Source organism: Anaerotruncus sp. G3(2012) (assembly GCF_000403395.2).
Lineage (GTDB): Bacteria > Bacillota > Clostridia > Oscillospirales > Ruminococcaceae > Anaerotruncus.
In genome coordinates this window covers 279346-296170 of sequence record NZ_KE159675.1, presented here as the reverse complement: position 1 = coordinate 296170, position 16825 = coordinate 279346, and the positions used below count along the sequence as shown (strand labels likewise).

At 58.1% G+C, this 16825-nt stretch carries 15 protein-coding genes; 1 reads left to right on the top strand and 14 read right to left on the bottom strand.

Translation table 11 applies throughout. The annotated features are described in order from the left end of the window. Positions 1-34: 34 nt before the first annotated feature. The 14 genes from C814_RS16665 to C814_RS16605 form a co-directional block, all read right to left on the bottom strand. On the bottom strand, positions 35-667 hold the full coding sequence (locus C814_RS16665; protein ID WP_016316564.1) for a response regulator: 633 nt from the start codon (positions 665-667) through the stop codon (positions 35-37). Beyond that, on the bottom strand, positions 664-2070 hold the full coding sequence (locus C814_RS16660; protein WP_081645022.1) for a sensor histidine kinase: 1407 nt from the start codon (positions 2068-2070) through the stop codon (positions 664-666). Before C814_RS16660 ends, C814_RS16665 begins: the two co-directional genes overlap by 4 nt. Continuing rightward, positions 2045-3115 (bottom strand): poly-gamma-glutamate system protein, encoded by a 1071-nt coding sequence (gene pgsW / locus C814_RS16655; protein WP_016316562.1) that lies wholly within the window; start codon positions 3113-3115, stop codon positions 2045-2047. Before pgsW ends, C814_RS16660 begins: the two co-directional genes overlap by 26 nt. Next, entirely contained in the window at positions 3112-3561 is a 450-nt protein-coding gene (locus C814_RS16650) for a poly-gamma-glutamate biosynthesis protein PgsC/CapC (RefSeq protein ID WP_016316561.1), read from the bottom strand. The genes pgsW and C814_RS16650 overlap by 4 nt, the downstream gene beginning before the upstream one ends. Beyond that, the gene (pgsB, locus tag C814_RS16645; protein WP_016316560.1) at positions 3551-4699 is read right to left on the bottom strand and encodes a poly-gamma-glutamate synthase PgsB; all 1149 of its coding nucleotides are present in this window, start codon (positions 4697-4699) and stop codon (positions 3551-3553) included. Before pgsB ends, C814_RS16650 begins: the two co-directional genes overlap by 11 nt. A 19-nt stretch (positions 4700-4718) precedes the next feature. Further along, complete coding sequence (locus C814_RS16640) at positions 4719-5474, bottom strand: succinylglutamate desuccinylase/aspartoacylase domain-containing protein (protein ID WP_016316559.1); 756 nt, start codon at positions 5472-5474, stop codon at positions 4719-4721. A 423-nt stretch (positions 5475-5897) separates the two neighbouring features. Continuing rightward, complete coding sequence (locus C814_RS16635) at positions 5898-7043, bottom strand: M14 family metallopeptidase (protein WP_016316558.1); 1146 nt, start codon at positions 7041-7043, stop codon at positions 5898-5900. A 13-nt stretch (positions 7044-7056) separates the two neighbouring features. Beyond that, complete coding sequence (locus tag C814_RS24215) at positions 7057-7203, bottom strand: hypothetical protein (protein WP_016316557.1); 147 nt, start codon at positions 7201-7203, stop codon at positions 7057-7059. Between the two features lie 21 nt (positions 7204-7224). Further along, positions 7225-8496 (bottom strand): TRAP transporter large permease subunit, encoded by a 1272-nt coding sequence (locus tag C814_RS16630; protein WP_016316556.1) that lies wholly within the window; start codon positions 8494-8496, stop codon positions 7225-7227. A gap of 345 nt (positions 8497-8841) precedes the next feature. Further along, complete coding sequence (locus tag C814_RS16625) at positions 8842-9492, bottom strand: DUF6305 family protein (RefSeq protein WP_016316555.1); 651 nt, start codon at positions 9490-9492, stop codon at positions 8842-8844. A gap of 167 nt (positions 9493-9659) precedes the next feature. Beyond that, positions 9660-11495, bottom strand: a complete 1836-nt coding sequence (gene ggt, locus C814_RS16620; RefSeq protein WP_016316554.1) for a gamma-glutamyltransferase — start codon at positions 11493-11495, stop codon at positions 9660-9662. Positions 11496-12040: 545 nt separating this feature from the next. Beyond that, positions 12041-13522 carry an IMP dehydrogenase gene (guaB, locus tag C814_RS16615; protein ID WP_016316553.1) on the bottom strand — a complete coding sequence of 494 codons (1482 nt, stop codon included), beginning with the start codon at positions 13520-13522 and terminating at the stop codon, positions 12041-12043. Between the two features lie 298 nt (positions 13523-13820). Further along, complete coding sequence (locus tag C814_RS16610; protein ID WP_016316552.1) at positions 13821-15014, bottom strand: DUF3810 domain-containing protein; 1194 nt, start codon at positions 15012-15014, stop codon at positions 13821-13823. Then, positions 15011-15979, bottom strand: coding sequence for an aldo/keto reductase (locus tag C814_RS16605; protein WP_016316551.1), 969 nt, complete (start codon positions 15977-15979; stop codon positions 15011-15013). Before C814_RS16605 ends, C814_RS16610 begins: the two co-directional genes overlap by 4 nt. Positions 15980-16226: 247 nt before the next feature. Here C814_RS16605 and C814_RS16600 point away from each other — a divergent pair, with 247 nt between their 5' ends. After that, complete coding sequence (locus tag C814_RS16600; protein ID WP_016316550.1) at positions 16227-16805, top strand: DNA-3-methyladenine glycosylase I; 579 nt, start codon at positions 16227-16229, stop codon at positions 16803-16805. Positions 16806-16825 lie beyond the last annotated feature (20 nt).

The following is a 16825-nucleotide window of genomic DNA, read 5'->3' as shown; positions in this document are numbered from 1 at the left end:
CTTTTCAGCCGGTTTCCCTTACTCACTGCAAAGGTTATTTTAACCGATAGCCCTGTTTGGGACGCCCGACCTTGCCATAGGTGCTGTTCACCTCGACAATCGACTCGGACGCCATATATTGCAGATACCGGTAGGTGGTCTGGTCGGCAAGGCCGGTACCTTCGGCGATCTTGTCCGCAGTGATAAACTCCGGGTTCTGCTTCAGATAGTCACGGATCAGCTCAAGTGTGGTGCGGCGGATTCCCTTCGCCAGAACCGGCTGTTCGCTCTCGGGCGAGGGAACCTTCTGCTGGCTCTCGAGCAGCCGGATGTGCAGGCGGATGCGGGAGATCAGGTCCGGGGCCTTGATCGGTTTGAGCGCGAAGTCGGTCGCACCCGCCTCCAAAAACCGGTTGGCGACCTCCTGGTTCTCGTCGATGGTAAAGACGAGGATCGGCACAGTGGGGGAAAGCCTGCGGAGCATCCGCACCCCCTCGATCCCGTTGATCCGCGGCAGGTGGTAGTCGATCAGCACGATATCCGGCTGATGCTTCCGGAAGAGCGCCAGCCCTTCCTCCACATCTGCGGCCATCACCGCGTTCCAGTGTTCAAAATCGAAGATCGCCCCGAGCGCATAGCGGATTTCCGCTTCATCGTCGATTGATAAAATTTTGATCTGCTGGTTCATCCTTCTACCCCGCTTTCTGGAAGCTGTATGGTCACGACGGTGCCTTCGCCCGGCGTGCTTTTGATTTCTACCGTACCGTTGTTATTCTGTACCACCTGCTGGACAAAGTTCAGCCCCAGCCCGCTGGAGCCGCGGGTACTGAACCCGTCCGCCCAGACATAGTGCAGCAGCTCTGCATCCATCCCCCTGCCGTTGTCGATCACATCGAACTGGATCATGCGCTGACCGTCCCGGTCCTGCCCGGCGGAGACCCGCAGGAAGATCTGCTGTTCCTCCTTGTCCATCGCGCAGTAGGCGTTTTGCAGGACGTTTGCCAGCGCGCGCAGCATCCGCACTTCATTGATCCAGACGCGCAGTTCCGGGACCTCGTTTTCCGCCCGGACCACCCTGCCATAGGGCGTATTGGAAATCTGCGAGAGCAACGCGGTTACCAGCCGCTGGGTGGTGACACTGGCCCGGCGGTTCTCGTAGAGGATTTCCGAGATCATCACACTCATGTGTTCCATCGACGCCTCCACCCGGGTCAGATATTCGCAGCTCTGCGCATCCGGCGGGTCGGTGCGCAGCTGGTTCATCTTTACCACGCCCACCAGTGCCTGTGCCGCAGTGAGCGGGGTTTTCAGGTCGTGCACAAGGTTGCGCAGCTCCTGTAGGGTGCGTTCCTCCAGCATCTGGATATATTTTTCGGTGCGCATCCGTTCATTCTGCTCCTTCAGCTCACTGAGCAGCTTGAGGTCGTTTTCGTCCATAATCAGTTTGCAGAAGAGCAGCGCCCCCACAAACAGCAGGAAAAAGAGAAGCGTGGCCTCAAACTGTAAAAAACCGTCCGCTTCGAGAAAAAATGCGATCCGCCTGATGTCGGTGGAGACCTCCCCGCCCCCGACCGGCAGCCCTTCCAGCGCGGGCATCACATCAAGAAACTGCACCGAAGCGATCAGCATGACCAGCATCAGCATCTTTTTAGAGATGTTGATTAAGCTGAAGTCGATCTTTTCCAGGATGACCAACAGGGCGATCAGCAGGATGGCAGGCCCCCCGAAGTCGTAGCGGATATGATAGATTTTCTCGATCAGAAAATAGACCGGCGGGATCATGACACAGACGATCAGCAGGCGCAGCCACCGGATCGTCTTTTCCCGGTAGGCGAAATCCATGGATTCCCCGATCAGGTAGGCCCCCAGATAGTGCGGCAGGCTGCGGATGCTGTTGAGGGCGACCAGCCGGAGCGCCGCATAGACCACATCGGTCTTTTCCTGATGTGAGAGCGCCGAAAAAAGCATCGGGTAGATGCCGAAATTATCCACGTGGACCACCATCGGCAGCAGCAGGCTCAACCCCATCAGCAGGGTGCCGATCAGCAGTTCCCGCAGGTTGATCTTAACCGCGCGCAGACGTTCCATCATGACGCCTCCTTTTCCGCTCGAAAATCAGGACCGCCCCTGCGGAGAAAACCGCCAGCAGCGCCGGCAGCCTGGGATAGGAAATCCGGTAGTAGACCGCGCTGGTTCCCGGCTCGGGCAGGGATACCGGGTCAAACGCCAGCCCATAGTCAGCGGTGAGCCGTTTGAGGTTGAGCAGGTGGATCACTGGCAGCCCTTGCGCATGGTACAGCTCGAGCATACCACTGTTCCCATCAACCGGGTGGAGCGGTGCTTCGGGCGGAATCAGGCCCTGGGTGCGGATACTGTCCTCCTGTCTGCCGAGTGACATCAGGTTTCCCCCGACGTTGACATAACAGGCGATCTCCCCGTAAATTTCCAGCCGCTTTTGCAGGTTTTTCTGGTAATCCGGCTCCCGCCAGAGGTCCACCCCGCGCCGCTCCAGCCGCTCCACCGCCGCCTCCCGAAGCTGTCCATCCATCTCCCGGCCACAGTCGTAGTCGCCGCCGATGGTCGCGCTGTGCAGGCTGTCGGGCAGCAGGCCATCCGAGATCAGCAGCGAAAGCATCTCGGGAAAGGTCAGGCCCGGGTTGTTCGCCCCATGCGTCGAACTGCCAATCGACGCGATGCAGACCGTGTCCAGCCCCAGTTCCGCGCAGGCACTCAACATCGCAAGATTGAGCGCCGGGAACGATCCCGAAAGCCCCAGCCCGACCCGGTCGCCCGGCTGCATCCCGGCCTGCTGCAACAGCTCGACCGCCAGCGCCGCCATATCGCTGTTGGCGGAGGTGCGTTTGGCCTCGAGCGCACCCAGCGAGGTGGTCATTCCGTTAAATTCTTCCCCGAGCATCCCGGTCTGATGCAGGTCGCCCGGGTGCAGCGGGATGCCGCGTTCCGACTTATAGCCCTTGACCGCGTCCATGCACGCCTGCATCCGCGCGGCTGCCGCCAGCTTGACCGCCCGGTTTTCCGCAGGGATCAGTCTGCCATTCTGTGCGATCCCCAGTCCGCAGGCGAACAGGAAAACCGTCAGCAGCAGGAGCAGAATCCCTTCCCGCCGCCGTTTCATCTCCACACCCCCTGCGTGCCGAAAACCGGATGCCCCATCGCAAGCAGGAGCAGGGAGAGGACGCCGGTCACAACACCCAGTGCACCGAGTGAGCGGACGATCCCCTGCCGTTCCAGCTCACGCGCGAGAATCCCCGCAACCAGACAGCCGATCATACCGGGATTGCCCGCCCAGATGCCCGACGCCTGGATCGCTCCGTCGATCAGGAACGAAAGCAGGATCAGCGCCGCGAAACTCCGCCGCCCATAAAGGATCATCACCCGTCCCAGCAGCTTCTCCGCCCCAAGCGCGAGAAATGCGATCAACAGGGTATAGGCGGCCCGCATGGGGGAATGCAGGCTCAGGACGAAATATCCCGGTACGACCAGTCCGGCCGGGGAAAGACGGGTCAGTTCGGAAAAAAGGATGCTCACCACCACCCCCAGCACGATGATGTCATAATACATATGGTTCCCCCTCCTGTTTGATCCGTTCGATCAATTCCTTTCCCTGTTTGGCGATATTGCCCGCCGCAAAGATTACATCTTGTTGATTTATAATAGAAAAATCCAATTGGTCAACTGATTGGAACCACTTGATTGGAGGTGTACCCTCTCCCATCCGCATTTGAAGCCTCCGCGTCAGCATTCCGCTGTTCGCCCCGAGCATCCAGATGCGCACAGGTGCAACCGCTTCGGCCAATTCCGCCATCTGCATGGTACGGGCCACTCGATCCCCCCGGTTGTTGAGCAGCAGGGTTACCCGCTTCTCCGTAAGCCCGAGCGGTTGGACAAGGGATTCGTAAACCATCCGGGTCGATTGCGGGTCGTTGATCGACAACCCATTGACAAAAAGCCCACCATTCTCCAACCGGTAGAAAGAGAGCGCATACGGGTCGCGCTTATAGACTGCCATCCCCGCGTAGGCATCCTCTTCTGATACCCCCAGATGCTCACAGACCGCGAGCGCAAGCGCGACATTTTCTGGGAAGTCGACTGCGGAAAGGCTGCTGCCGGTCTGCGCATCCGGCCGGATGCTGACAGCCCGAGTCCCAAGCCGTTGCGCCGCTCTTTCCAATACCGGAAACTGATCCTGCTCGGCGGTGAAGAGGACCCCGCCGAGCGGTACGGTATTCGAGAGCGCCTCCGCGATCTCTGGCAAGGTTTCCCCCATTACATCCGTGTGATCCAGCCGCACATTGGTAATCACACCGATGTCTGCGCAGAGCATCCGGTGTTGGGCGACCTTCTGGTAAGCCGGATCGACTGCCATACATTCGATCACGAGCACCTCTGCCCCGGATTGTGCCGCCTGCCGCAGGATCGAAAGCTGTTCCCGGATATTTGCACAGCCGAACCGCCGGATCGGGCGGTCTATCCCGTCAGTCCCGATCGTCATGGGGACGGTCCCGGTGGTTTTGCAGAACACCCGCAGCCCGCCCGCACGAAGCCCGGCATCAATCAGGCGGGTGACGCTCGATTTCCCGCGGGTGCCGTTGACGTGGATCACATGCGCAATCCGCTGCCGGTAGTGACACGCCAGCCGGTTTTCCACCACGAGCCATCCGAAAAAGAGGAGGGAAAGCAGCAGGATCAGACTATACATTTTGTTTTCCTCCGTTTATCTATTCCATATCGTAATATCTGAGCGTGTAATGTATCAGATCCAGGTGATCCTGTACCCGTTTTTCGAGGTCGTCCCCCCGGAAGGTTTCGACGGTCAGCACCCGCAGGCCCAACGCATCGTTCACCACCCGGTTGATACTCCCGATCGGCGCGCCTGTATAGCAGGTGAACGGCCCAGAGCAAAGGCTGCCCGACTGGGTCTCGAGCAGCATTCCCAAAACCAGGTCCTCGATCCCGTCGATCGAATCAAAGATGATCGAACTGCCGAGGTCATCCCGGTTGGCACGCTTTGGCAGGGATTCATGCAGATCGAATACCACCTCCGGAGCTGCCTGTTCGATCTCTGCAAACAGCTCGGCTGCTAGCTGTTCGCTCGCATCCCCGTCCAGCCTGCCGGGAAACAGCCGGTTGAGGTCGCGGTTTTCAGCGGTCAGGCGGTTGTTGTGCGCAGCTCCCCACGCATTAGCCGGGGAAACGATATACAGCGCCCCGGATAAGATCCGGGCCTCTTTGGCAAGACGGTCCGCCGCAGTCCAGCCCGCGGTTTCATCCCCATGCACCCCGCCCACCACAAAGAGTGCCGGTCCTGGCCGCTCCCCTTCAAGAATGGTCAGTCGGGCTTCGGCAGGGGTGCCTTCCGCGAGTTTTTTGCAAACCGGCTTCTGTGCGGCGTGCAGAACAACCGCCAGAGTGGTCAGAATTGCTGCTGCGGCCAGCAGGCAGAAACACTTGCGCCGGTTCCAATGCAGGTTCATCCGATCTGCCTCCTCCCAATAAAATGGCTTTCCGAGCCTATGCCGCAGGCGCTGTTTCCCCCCGTTTTTTCACTGAACATAGGTCAACCGGTACAGGCCAGCATCCTACAATCGGCGTAAAATAGCGGAAGCAACGGGCAGGGCTGCGATGCGCGCATACGGCAAAACATCTGTCCGGACGCGGGCGCCGCCAGAAAAGCGGCTTTTGAGGACGGATTGCCGAAAAACGGACAGGAGAAAAAGCCTCCTGCCAAACCTGTGAACCGCTTCTCAGACAATTTGATTATAAACATACCATACAACCCAGCCGGAATACAACCCTTACCTGTGCCGCAGCCCTGATTTGCAATAGTGCGATAGGCCGTTCTGCATGCTACAGATACGGCCTACCGCGGTTATAGGAAGAAAAAGAAAAAAGCGGAATTAGTTTAGATATTGTCCAAGGCGGGTCCCGCCGAGCTCGGACGGGTCCGCATCCAGGAACAGCTCCTGATAGCTGGGAAGCCCGCTGTAAACGATCGGGGTGTCCGGATACTGGGCGCTGTACGCTTTGGAGTACTCATAGACCCCTTGCAGGTGACGCCCGACCCGCTCCTCAATCGGATGCCCGGTTTCATCGTACGGGACATAGAGGAACCCGAGCTTCTGCGCCTTCACATAGCATTTGTCCTTTCCGGTGAGCACGAGGTCTGCATTGGTTTTTCCCCGCAGACGGCCCTGCGATGCGTTGGCGGTCTCCATCAGAAGCGGGAGCGTGTCGGTATAATCCCCCAGCTCGCGGTGGGTCAGGCCATGCAGGTTGGTCGGGGAAGGCTCGAGGCTCATTGCGATGCCCGCCATCTGAAGCTCGAACATCCCATTGGATGCGATCGACATTGCGGTTTCATGGGCAACCGTCGCATTGATGACCGGATATTCAGGGGATGCCTCGTGCAGGTCGAAGGTCAGGTTGACCCCTTCGTTGTCGATCAGCTGCCTGATTGCGTAGGAAGCCTTTTCGGTCAGGGTACCGTCCGGGCGGCCCGGATAGGTTCGGTTGATGTTGCGGGTCTCCGAGCCGGAGAGCCGCTGCCCCGATGCGGCATGGACATAAACGTCCGGATCGGGCCACTGGTCGAGCGGGTTGGCCGCACGCGAGCCATAGCGGAACTGGCGCGGACCGCCCTTGGTCTGGATCGTGTAGTACTGCGGGGAACCTTCCTGCGGGTCGTTGTGGGTGAAGCCGCTGTTACAGGTGCGGGGGATTACAAACACAGTCCCCTGCTCCACTTTACCCGACTCCACAAAGGTAATCGCCGCGAGATACCCCGAAGGTTCATTCGCATGGGTACCGCCCAGAACGAGCATCTTTCCGCCCGGCTGCTCCCCCTCCATCACATAGACGGTGCTGTCGGCATTGGTGCCCGCGATATCCGGGAAATAGTCGCTGAGCATCTTGGTCTGGGTCACACCCGGGCCGGGACGCAGCTCATCCGGCTTCTTGACATCCATGAAATTTTTGCCGGTGATCCCAGCGATCGTGAGCGAGGCCAGGAGGCAGACCGATGCGGTAATGATCTGTTTATTCATCGTTGCCCCTCCTTTACTTAATCATCAGAAGGCGCAGCAGCAGCGGGATCAGAACGATCGCCGCGTTCGCCTGGAGCGCGATCTTTTTTTCGGTGTACAGGTTCCATACGGTAAAGGACATCACGATTGCGATGATCCCGCGATAAATCAATGTAATCATAAAGAGTTCAGCTCCATTCTGTTAAGGAAGGATTGCCGCAATCTGCGGGGAGAATACGATAATCAGGATCGCCCATGCAATCAGGATCAGCGCGGGAACGATGCACCGCTTGAGCACGTCGGTATATTTCTTAAGGCCGACCACCTGCGCGGCAAAGATTCCTGCAAGCGCGGTGGGGGGCATCATATCTCCCAGAGAAGCAATCAGCGAGATTGCCGCCGCAGTGATGATCTGATCCTTAGCGAGGAATGCCATCAGGAACGGGACACCCAGAACCGAAGCCGCGCCGTAGGACGAAACCGCGCCGAACAGCGGGATCGAAATTGCCATCGCCACATAGAGCAGCAGATTGGGCAGGCTGATGCAGGAGGTAACGATCAGGCCGCGTACACCGGTGAGGGTCATGATCTGGATGAACATGCCGACGCCCATCAGGATACCGAGTACAGGGAGGACGCTGTTGATCGCCTCTTTGCAGGTCTTGAGGATGTCGATTTTGTAGCCGGTGAACAGGCCGATCACCGCGCTGATCAGAAAGACCAGCGGCATTCCCAGGTCGGGAATCTGCGGAACTGCCTTGTTGACCACCATCAGGATGATTGCGGCAAAGATCGGGATATAAACCCGGAAGCCGAACTTTTCGCGCGGCTCGTTGTTGAGCTTGGGCGCGATCTCCTCATAGGAAATCTTCTTCGCGTATTTATAGCCGAACATCAGTACAAACAGGAATGCGAGCGGGAAGGTGAGGATTGCCAGCGGAATCTCAAACCCGACATACGGGATATCGATACCGCCGCCGATAATCATGGCCGGAATGTTGACCGGCGGGGCGATCATACCGAGGATGCCGCCCATCGCAATGATGCAGGCGGTTTCGAGCATCGGGACGCCCATGAGGATCAGAACCGGGGACATGATCGAACCTGCGGTGAGAACCGCCGCGGTCGAGGAACCGGTAATCATGCCCGGGAACATGATCACCAGCATAATCAGGCAGAGAAGCAGCGCCGGGATTTTGTGGAATTTCTCGATAATCAGGGCAGAGAGCGCATCGAGCGCGCCGCTCTCCTGGATCACCTTCATAAAGATCATCGCGGTTGCGATGACGAGGATGGTGTCGACATAGGAGAAGGTTCCCTCCACCAGATGCCGCAGCGGGACCCCCTGTCCGCCGACCAGCGCGCCGACCACAGAGGAAAGCACCATCGAAATACTGACCGGCAGCTTGAGCAGGAAGCAGCCGCCCGCAAACACCACAACCATGGCGAGAAAGATCATTAACTCTATACTCATGCAAAAACCTCCTTGCGGATGGGCCACCTGCCCGTAAAAAGCTGTTCCGTGTCTTTTGCGTGGAGGGTCCCGGACACAGGCACCCTCCCAGGAGTCTCTCGGCTTGCGCCGGGACGCGGTATTCGTTAATATCCCCGCGGGTAGCATCCTGCCCGGGGGACGGGACGGAAAACCGAATCAAAATTCAGATACGAAACAAACTCCAGATTCCAAAACAGGCTCTGCCGTTCCACATTTTTTGATGCCTCCGTCCGTCTCTGTGGGAACCCAGGGACGGTATCCGGGCAAAGAAAATCAGCCGGAACCAGACGTAATGCCCTGTCCCGGCTGATTACGCCTCAAACCTTATTTGAAAGCAGCCTTGAGCGGCTCAACAACGTCCGCCATCGTCGTAACCTCGTCCATCGGGATGCCGGCTTTGGAAGCCAGATCGGACATCAGCCCGTCCTTGTTGCCGTCCGCAACCACGATCGCGTAATCGGCCTTTTCAAAGCTCGGGGGTACAAACTTGTCGGAGAGGTCTCCGCGGCGGGCTTCCCCGCCGATGTGCAGTGCAATGATCGTCATGCCCTTCTCATCTGCCGCAGCGATCAGCTTGTTGACCCGCTCCAGCTCCTGGTTCGCGTCGATACCGGCCGCGCCCAATCCCTTGGAGGAACCGCCGATCGCCAGCACCAGGGTCTTGCTATCGCCCAGGTCGGCTTCGGTCGCCAGGCTGTTGGTTTCGGGGGAAAGTCCGCCCTTATCCATCATCACCTTGACCATCTCGACATCCGCGCTCTGCCCGACCGAGGTCAGCAGAATCGGGGACTCGGCAATCGGCCCTTCCAGACCTTTTACCTCACCGCCAGCCGCTGTACCATCGGCTGCTTCGGATGTGGCGGGCGCGGCAGGAGCTGCGCTGCTCGCCGGAGCGGAAGAACCACCGCCACAGGCGGTCAAAGATACGGTCAACATCAGCGCCAGACCCAGCGCTGCAAATTTCTTTCTCATCATTTCATCTACCTCCGTAGTATCTGTCCGTATGGCCCCGCCTGCCCGCTTTGGTCACAGCAGGCTGGCAGGGGCCGGTTCCGTATTTTTTCGGGGAGGGGGCTTTTTAAAGAAGAAAAGCCCCCTTAATCCACACAAAAGCGATGGAAACTGCCTGATGCGGTTTGTGATTAGTAACCCAGTGCTTTGCCGTCACGTCTCGGGTCGGCAGCGCCCTGGAGCACGCCGTCCTCACCGTACAGGACCGCCTGGACCGAACCGAACGAACGGTTCCACTCCTCGAGCGGGTTGCAGATGTGGCCCATCTCAACCAGCTTGTCGATTACCGCCTGGTCAATGCGGGTTTCGTAGTCGATCTTGTTGTCCTTGAAGCCCTTGATGCGGGGCGCGTCGACCGCCTCCTGCATGGTCATGCCATGGTCGATCACCTTGGAGATGACCTGTGCGACTGTGGAGATGATGGTGGTAGCACCCGGGGAGCCGAGCACGAACGCCGGTTTTCCATCTTTGAGGACAACCGTCGGGCTCATCGAAGAGAGCGGGACTTTACCGCCTGCAATCGAGTTGGGCTTGTCGGGACCGAAGTCAAAGTCGCCCATCTCGTTGTTCAGCATGAATCCGTAGCCATCGACACAGACGCCGGAACCGAAGATGCCGTTGACCGTCTTGGTGACCGAAACCATGTTGCCTTCTTTGTCCGCGATCGAGTAGTGGGTGGTCTCAACATGCTCATACGGCCACGGATCGTTTGCCTCTACCGTTTCAGCCGCTTTTTCAACGTCGATCTGTGCCGCAAGGGTTTTTGCATATTCCTTGTTCATCAGGCCGGCGAGCGGGACGTCAACATATTTCGGGTCGCCCATGTATTTTGCGCGGTCGGCGTACGCCAGTTTGAACGCCTCGGAGAAGAGGTGCAGCTCCTCTGCGGAGTTCGGCTCCATGCCTGGAAGGTCGAAATTCTCAAGGATGTTGAGGATCTCGATCACGATGGTGCCACCCGAGGACGGCGGCGGGGAAGAGAGGATCTCATAGCCGCGGTAGGTGCCTTTGACCGGCTCGGTGACCTTGACCTGATAATTTGCGAGGTCCTCCATGGTCATCAGGCCGTCATACTTGTTGTTCGCGGCAACGATCGCCTCGGCCAGCGGGCCTTTGTAGAAACCGTCTGCGCCCTGTTCCGCAATCAGCTCAAGGGTGCTGGCGTAATCCGGGTTCTGGAAGATCTCACCGACGCCGTAGGGCAGCCCGTCCTCACGCAGGAAGGTTTCGCCGAATTCCGGATATTTCATCATCTTGTCAAACGAATCCATCATGTCGTTTGCGAGGGTCGGGGTAACCGTAACGCCCTTGCGCGCCAGATCAATGGTCGGCTGGAGCACCTGCTGACGGGTCATGGTGCCGTAGTTCTCGAGGATGTAGAGCATACCGGCAACCTCTCCCGGAACACCGATCGACTTGCCGCCCTCCATCATCTCGTTGCCGACAACCTTACCGTCATCCCCCATCACCCACATATCCGGGGTGGCTGCTGCCGGGGCGCACTCACGGAAATCAATAAACTGGGTTTCGCCGGTCTCCGCGAGGTAGAGGGTCATAAACCCGCCGCCACCGATGCCGGACGAGTTCGGCTCAACCAGGCCGAGTGCAAACGCTGCTGCAACCGCCGCGTCGATCGCGTTGCCGCCCTCTTCGATGATCTGGCGTCCGATCTTGGAAGCCTCATATTTACTGGTGGAGACGATGCCCTGTTCGCCGGTCGCGTCACGCCCGGTGCGCAGGGTCTGTCCGTCCTTGTCAAACAGGACGAAATCGTCCAGAGAGGTATACGCCGGCTCCTCCGGCACTTCTTCCTGTGCGGGTTCCGATTCTGATGCAGGCTCGGACGGCTGCGCCGCGCTGGATTCCGGGGCACTGCTCGCCGGCGCCGATGTACTGCCGCAGCCCGCAGCCGAAACGGTCAGCATGGCCGCCAGCAACAGCGCGAGAATTCTGCGTGTCTTTTTCATGGTTTTTCCTCCTTCATATCTTCCAGCCGCCTACAAAAAAGGCGGTCTGTTCACAGAATTGGGATGGTCTTTCCAATCAAAATTATAGCATTTCAGGCCCTGGGTTCATATTTTTTCTCTTATTTATTAAAAACTCATTCACTTTTGCCAATAAAATCTTCAGAAATCTTCATTTTCAGCCTCATTTATGTGCAATATGTTAAAAAGATGTGGATTCCGACCGTCCACAGGCTCCGGGAAAACAAAAAAGGCTGCATCCTTCTATCCTGGTGCAGATCTCAAAAGCGCTGTCCGGCCGCTTTTGAAATACCCTGTTCATAGATAGAATTATGCAGTCTCTTTGAAAAACTTTCCTTGCCTCGGGAACCAGTTTTTTCTCCAACCCTTCAGCCGATGTTCCCGGAAAACTATGCGCCGGAGGGTGGGACTCCGCTGCCAGACCGACCGCCGGGAAACGAACCCGGGGCCTTTTCCCCCTGCTTGCAGGCGGAGGAAAAAGACCCCTTATTAGAGAGGAAACAAGCCCGGTTATTTCGAATGAGGCGTTACGGGTTGATGGAATAGTTCGGGGCCTCTTTGGTGATATAGATGTCGTGCGGGTGGCTCTCTTTCAGCCCCGCCCCGGTGATCCGGATAAACTGTGCCTTTTCGTGCATCTCGGGGATAGTTGCACAGCCGGTGTAACCCATGCCCGCGCGCAGGCCGCCGACCAGCTGGTAAACTGTTTCGGAGACAGCCCCCTTGAACGGGACACGCCCCTCAACCCCTTCCGGGACAAACTTTTTCTTGCTGTTGGGGTCCTGGAAATAGCGGTCGCTCGAGCCTTCGCCCATCGCGCCGAGCGAACCCATACCGCGATAAACCTTGAAGCTCCGGCCCTGATAGATTTCAATTTCGCCGGGGCTTTCCTCGCAGCCGGCGAGCAGCGAACCGAGCATGACTGTAGATGCACCGGCTGCCAGCGCCTTGACCACATCGCCCGAATATTTGATGCCGCCATCCGCGATGATCGGGATGCCGTATTTAGAGGCGACACAGGCAGCGTCATAAACTGCGGTGAGCTGCGGCACGCCGATCCCCGCGACCACACGGGTGGTGCAGATCGAGCCGGGGCCAATGCCGACCTTGATCGCATCCGCGCCCGCATTGATGAGGTCTTCGGTCGCGCGGGCGGTGGCGACATTGCCCGCTATGACCGGAACGTTCGGATACTTGGCCTTGATCTGTTTGAGGCAGTTGAAGATCATGACATTGTGCCCATGCGCAGAATCAAGCACCAGAACATCCGCGCTGGCTTTGACCAGCTCGTCCACCCGGTCCATAAAATCGCGGGTAATGCCGATTGCCGCACCCGCCAGCAGACGGCCGCTGACGTCGCGCGCCGAATGCGGGTAGCGGACAGCCTTCTCGATATCCTTAATGGTAATCAGGCCCCGCAGGCGGAATTCATCGTCCACGATCGGCAGCTTTTCAATCTTGTGTTTCCGCAGGATCTCCTGTGCGCCCTTGAGGTCGGTACCGACCGGGGCAGTCACCAGATTCTCTTTGGTCATGACCTCTTTGATCGGGATGCTGTAGTCCTCCAGAAAACGCAGGTCACGGTTGGTCAGGATGCCGACCAGCTTGCCGTCCTTGCCGCAGATCGGCACACCTGAAATCTTATATTTGCCCATAATCTCGTCCGCATCATAGACAAAATGATCGGGCGAGAGGAAAAACGGGTTCGCAATGACGCCGTTTTCCGAACGTTTGACCGTATCAATCTCGTCCGCCTGCTGTTCGATGCTCATATTCTTGTGGATGATGCCGATTCCGCCTTCACGCGCAATCGCAATCGCCATTTTGGAAGTGGTGACCGTATCCATGGCAGAGGTCAGAAACGGCGCATTCAGCCGAATCCCCTTCACCAGGTCTGTAGAGATGTCCACGTCCGCCGGGACCACCTCTGAGCGCGCCGGAACCAAAAGGACGTCGTCAAAGGTCAGGCCTTCCTTGGTAAACTTCTCGCTTGCATTTGTGTTCAGCATAGTTCCTCCCATCCAGTCTCTCATAACTCGGTGTTCACCAGATAATTTTATCTATTGTATCATTTCCGCTACAGGGAATCAATAGTGTGATTTGCCAAACTTTGTGGTTTTTCTCCGCCCATATCCACACAAAAAACTGGAAAAGAGACCTGGCTTTCATCCACTATTTGCAGTGCGACCCGGCGGGCCCTTTTTCCGGGCTTCCGGGCCCGTTCCCCGAACCTGTTTTTTGATCCCTTTCATACAGAAAAAACAGCACACAAGCCGCCCAAAAAGGACGCCCCATATGCTGTCTGTTTTAAAGCGGCTGGGAATCGGGCGGCGCGGTGTCCTGCCGTGCGCGGTAGTCTGCAAGCAGGAGGTCGACCATCCGGCCATAGCTCTGCACCCCGTCCGACTGGTTGTTAACCCGCAGATAGGTATTGTTCACCGCTGTGGAAACCTCGGCAACCGGGCCCTCATAACGCGCCCAGTAGGCGTTGTTGTCGGCAAAGTCGAGGCGCACCCCCTCGGACATAAGCGCATTGACCTCCAGAAACGCGTCATAGTCTGCATCGTACAGGCGGTTGATCGAATGCACAAGCGCGAGCATGGTGCCGCTGTACTGGAACTCAGCCGAATCACTCTCCCGGCAGGCGAGATACCCGATAAAATTGGCCTCGTCCTCCCGCATGAATCCGCGGGAGTGCGCCAGTTCGTGGCACATGGTCGCCGGGATGTTGTAATCGGGTGCGGCAATGTTGATATTGGCTTCAAAGGTATAGGGCGTAAAAATGCCGGTAATCTGCAACATCGACATCCACCAGGAGTTCAATACCGGTTTTGGGGTGATCGGCAGGTCGGGCAGAACCTCATATTCCAGCGCCAGGCGGCCGAAGGCTTCCCGGGCCTGCCTGGCTGTCTGGCTGCTGCTGTTTTGCAGCTGCATTACCCCATTCTCATCTGTCTGCACCTGCTCCCGCAGCGCGTTTGCCTGCAAGGTAAGGTCCGTACAAAGAGCAACCAGTTCGTCCGACGGTGACTCCCGCACGTCCAGCCCGCTGAAAGAGGCAAATTCAGGGCGGTAGTAGTTCAGCCCGCAGAGCAGGACAAACGCAAACAAAAGGCAGCAGAGCAGCTTTATGACCCGCTCGAGCAACAGACCCCAGCCCAGCGGTTCCTCCGGCTGCAGCAGGCCGCGCCGTACACGGGATTTATGTATCAGGGCCCAGAATATCAGCACCACACAGGCCGCAAGCGCGGCACAGACCAGCAGCTCGAGCAGCGAGAATGGCAGCAGAGAGGTAAGCCTGCCAAGCGTCCGGGCAAAACAAGGATAGACCCTGCTGGAATAGAGCGATTCGGTGAGGGCCGGGTCGGAGCGTGCGAGGAGGATCATCCCTGCGGAGAGCGGGAGCAGCAGGAGAATCCACCACCGTTTCAGATAGTCCCGGAACCGGGGACGCGGCCGGTCCCGCATCACCGGCTGGATGACCGGGACTGGCTTAATCACCTGAGCAGTGCGGAGACCGTTTCCGCATCCAGGGTCAGGTCGCAGGAGGACATGCTGTCCTCAAGCTGTGCGACAGTGGAGCAGCCGATAACCGCTGCACTTTCCACCGGATTGGAGGTCAGAAATGCGAGCGCAATCGCTGCGGCTGACTGCCCGGTCGCTTCACAGACCTCCTTCACCCGTTCGAGCCGGGCGCGGTTGACCGGGTTATCGTACCGCAGGCGGAACCGTTCGCGCACCGGCTGCCCGGCGAGCATTTTGGTGAAATAGCCGCCCCCCTGCGGAGCAAACCCCATCACCGGGATTTTATTGGCGAGGTAGCCGGCGTATTCGGTATCGTTCATGCAGACGATCGTCGGGTCGTTCCAGCCTGCGGGATCGGACCACGCCAGCCCCCATTGGATCTGGGAGATGGTGATGGGCGTGCGCCCGTTGGCTTTGGCATAGGCATTCGCCTCGTTGATCCGGCTGACCGTCCAGTTCGAGACCCCCAATGCGCGGATTTTTCCCGCCCGTACCTGTTCGTCCATCAGGTCGATGATCTCGCCTGCCGGCATGTCGGGGTTATCCCGATGCAGGAAATAGACGTCAACGTGGTCCACACCGAGCTGCTCAAGGCTGGTGCACAGTTCGGTCTCGACCACCTCTTTACAGATGCGGCTTTTGGTCAGCGCCGCCCGGTCGGGGTGCGCTCCCTTGGTCACAAGCACGATGCTGCTGCGGTTGCCGCGGGATTTCATCCAGCGCCCCACAACCCCTTCGCTCAAGGCAGGGCTTTCCGGTTCCGGGCCGGCCTTGCCATAGATGCGCGCGGTATCAATCGTATTGCCGCCCAGTTCAAGGTAGCGGTCCATCAGCGCAAACGCGGTATCCTCGGAGATGTCCGTACCAAAATAATCCGCGCCCTTGGCGATCTTCGCCATCCGGATGACCCCGTCAACTGCCTGCACATCCATAAATTTCATCTCAAAACCTCCTATTCACTGCGGGTTCTGTCCGGCAGCTCACCCGCGCATCTTCCCTTACTGTATTATTATAAGGCTTCCCAGCCGGTTTGACAAGCGGCCCTTTGGCGAAATTTCCAAAAAGGTTTTCCAGATTCCCTTCCAGAAAATCTCAGCTGCAAGGGTGTCCGGGCGGACAAAAAGACACCCTTGCCAGATACGGGAGAAACCAGTAAAATAAGAGAAAGACAGAAGGAGGGCAACAGAGATGGAATGGCCGGATGGAAAGGTACGATGCAGCTGGGCGAACCCGAAGAACGAGCGGTATATCCGTTATCATGACGAGATATGGGGCGTCCCTGTGCACGACGACCAGAAACTTTTTGAGATGCTGATCCTGGAATGCTTTCAGGCCGGGCTTTCGTGGGAGTGCGTCCTGAACAAGCAGGAGGCATTCCAGCGCGCGTTCGACGGCTTTGACCTGGAGCAGGTCTGCGCCTATGGGGAAGAAAAGCTGGAGGAAATCCGGCAGGATCCGGGCATCATCCGCAACCGTTTGAAAATCCGGGCCGCGGTGGCCAATGCAAAGGTTTTCCGGGCGATCCAGCAGGAATACGGGAGCTTTTCGGATTATCTCTGGAACTGGACGGATGGACAAGTGGTTCATGAGGTTGGGGAAAGCTGCTCCCCGCTGTCCGACGCCATCTCCCGGGACCTGAAACGCCGTGGCATGAAATTTGTGGGCACCACCATCGTTTACGCTTATCTACAGGCGGTAGGCGTGGTCTGTTCCCACGAGGAAGGCTGCTTTCTGGCAGGTACAGAGGGGAACCGTCCTTCCGGTTGAAGCCGGCATTGTTGTTTCCC

Excerpts from the sequence above, each read along its gene's own strand:
- C814_RS16605 (WP_016316551.1), bottom strand. The coding sequence starts at position 15,979 with ATGAAATTTATGGATGTGCAGGCAGTTGACGGGGTCATCCGGATGGCG.
- pgsW (WP_016316562.1), bottom strand. The coding sequence starts at position 3,115 with ATGAAACGGCGGCGGGAAGGGATTCTGCTCCTGCTGCTGACGGTTTTC.
- C814_RS24215 (WP_016316557.1), bottom strand. The coding sequence starts at position 7,203 with ATGATTACATTGATTTATCGCGGGATCATCGCAATCGTGATGTCCTTT.
- C814_RS16665 (WP_016316564.1), bottom strand. The coding sequence starts at position 667 with ATGAACCAGCAGATCAAAATTTTATCAATCGACGATGAAGCGGAAATC.
- C814_RS16625 (WP_016316555.1), bottom strand. The coding sequence starts at position 9,492 with ATGATGAGAAAGAAATTTGCAGCGCTGGGTCTGGCGCTGATGTTGACC.
- C814_RS16650 (WP_016316561.1), bottom strand. The coding sequence starts at position 3,561 with ATGTATTATGACATCATCGTGCTGGGGGTGGTGGTGAGCATCCTTTTT.
- pgsB (WP_016316560.1), bottom strand. The coding sequence starts at position 4,699 with ATGTATAGTCTGATCCTGCTGCTTTCCCTCCTCTTTTTCGGATGGCTC.
- C814_RS16600 (WP_016316550.1), top strand. The coding sequence starts at position 16,227 with ATGGAATGGCCGGATGGAAAGGTACGATGCAGCTGGGCGAACCCGAAG.
- ggt (WP_016316554.1), bottom strand. The coding sequence starts at position 11,495 with ATGAAAAAGACACGCAGAATTCTCGCGCTGTTGCTGGCGGCCATGCTG.
- C814_RS16635 (WP_016316558.1), bottom strand. The coding sequence starts at position 7,043 with ATGAATAAACAGATCATTACCGCATCGGTCTGCCTCCTGGCCTCGCTC.
- guaB (WP_016316553.1), bottom strand. The coding sequence starts at position 13,522 with ATGCTGAACACAAATGCAAGCGAGAAGTTTACCAAGGAAGGCCTGACC.
- C814_RS16660 (WP_081645022.1), bottom strand. The coding sequence starts at position 2,070 with ATGATGGAACGTCTGCGCGCGGTTAAGATCAACCTGCGGGAACTGCTG.
- C814_RS16630 (WP_016316556.1), bottom strand. The coding sequence starts at position 8,496 with ATGAGTATAGAGTTAATGATCTTTCTCGCCATGGTTGTGGTGTTTGCG.
- C814_RS16640 (WP_016316559.1), bottom strand. The coding sequence starts at position 5,474 with ATGAACCTGCATTGGAACCGGCGCAAGTGTTTCTGCCTGCTGGCCGCA.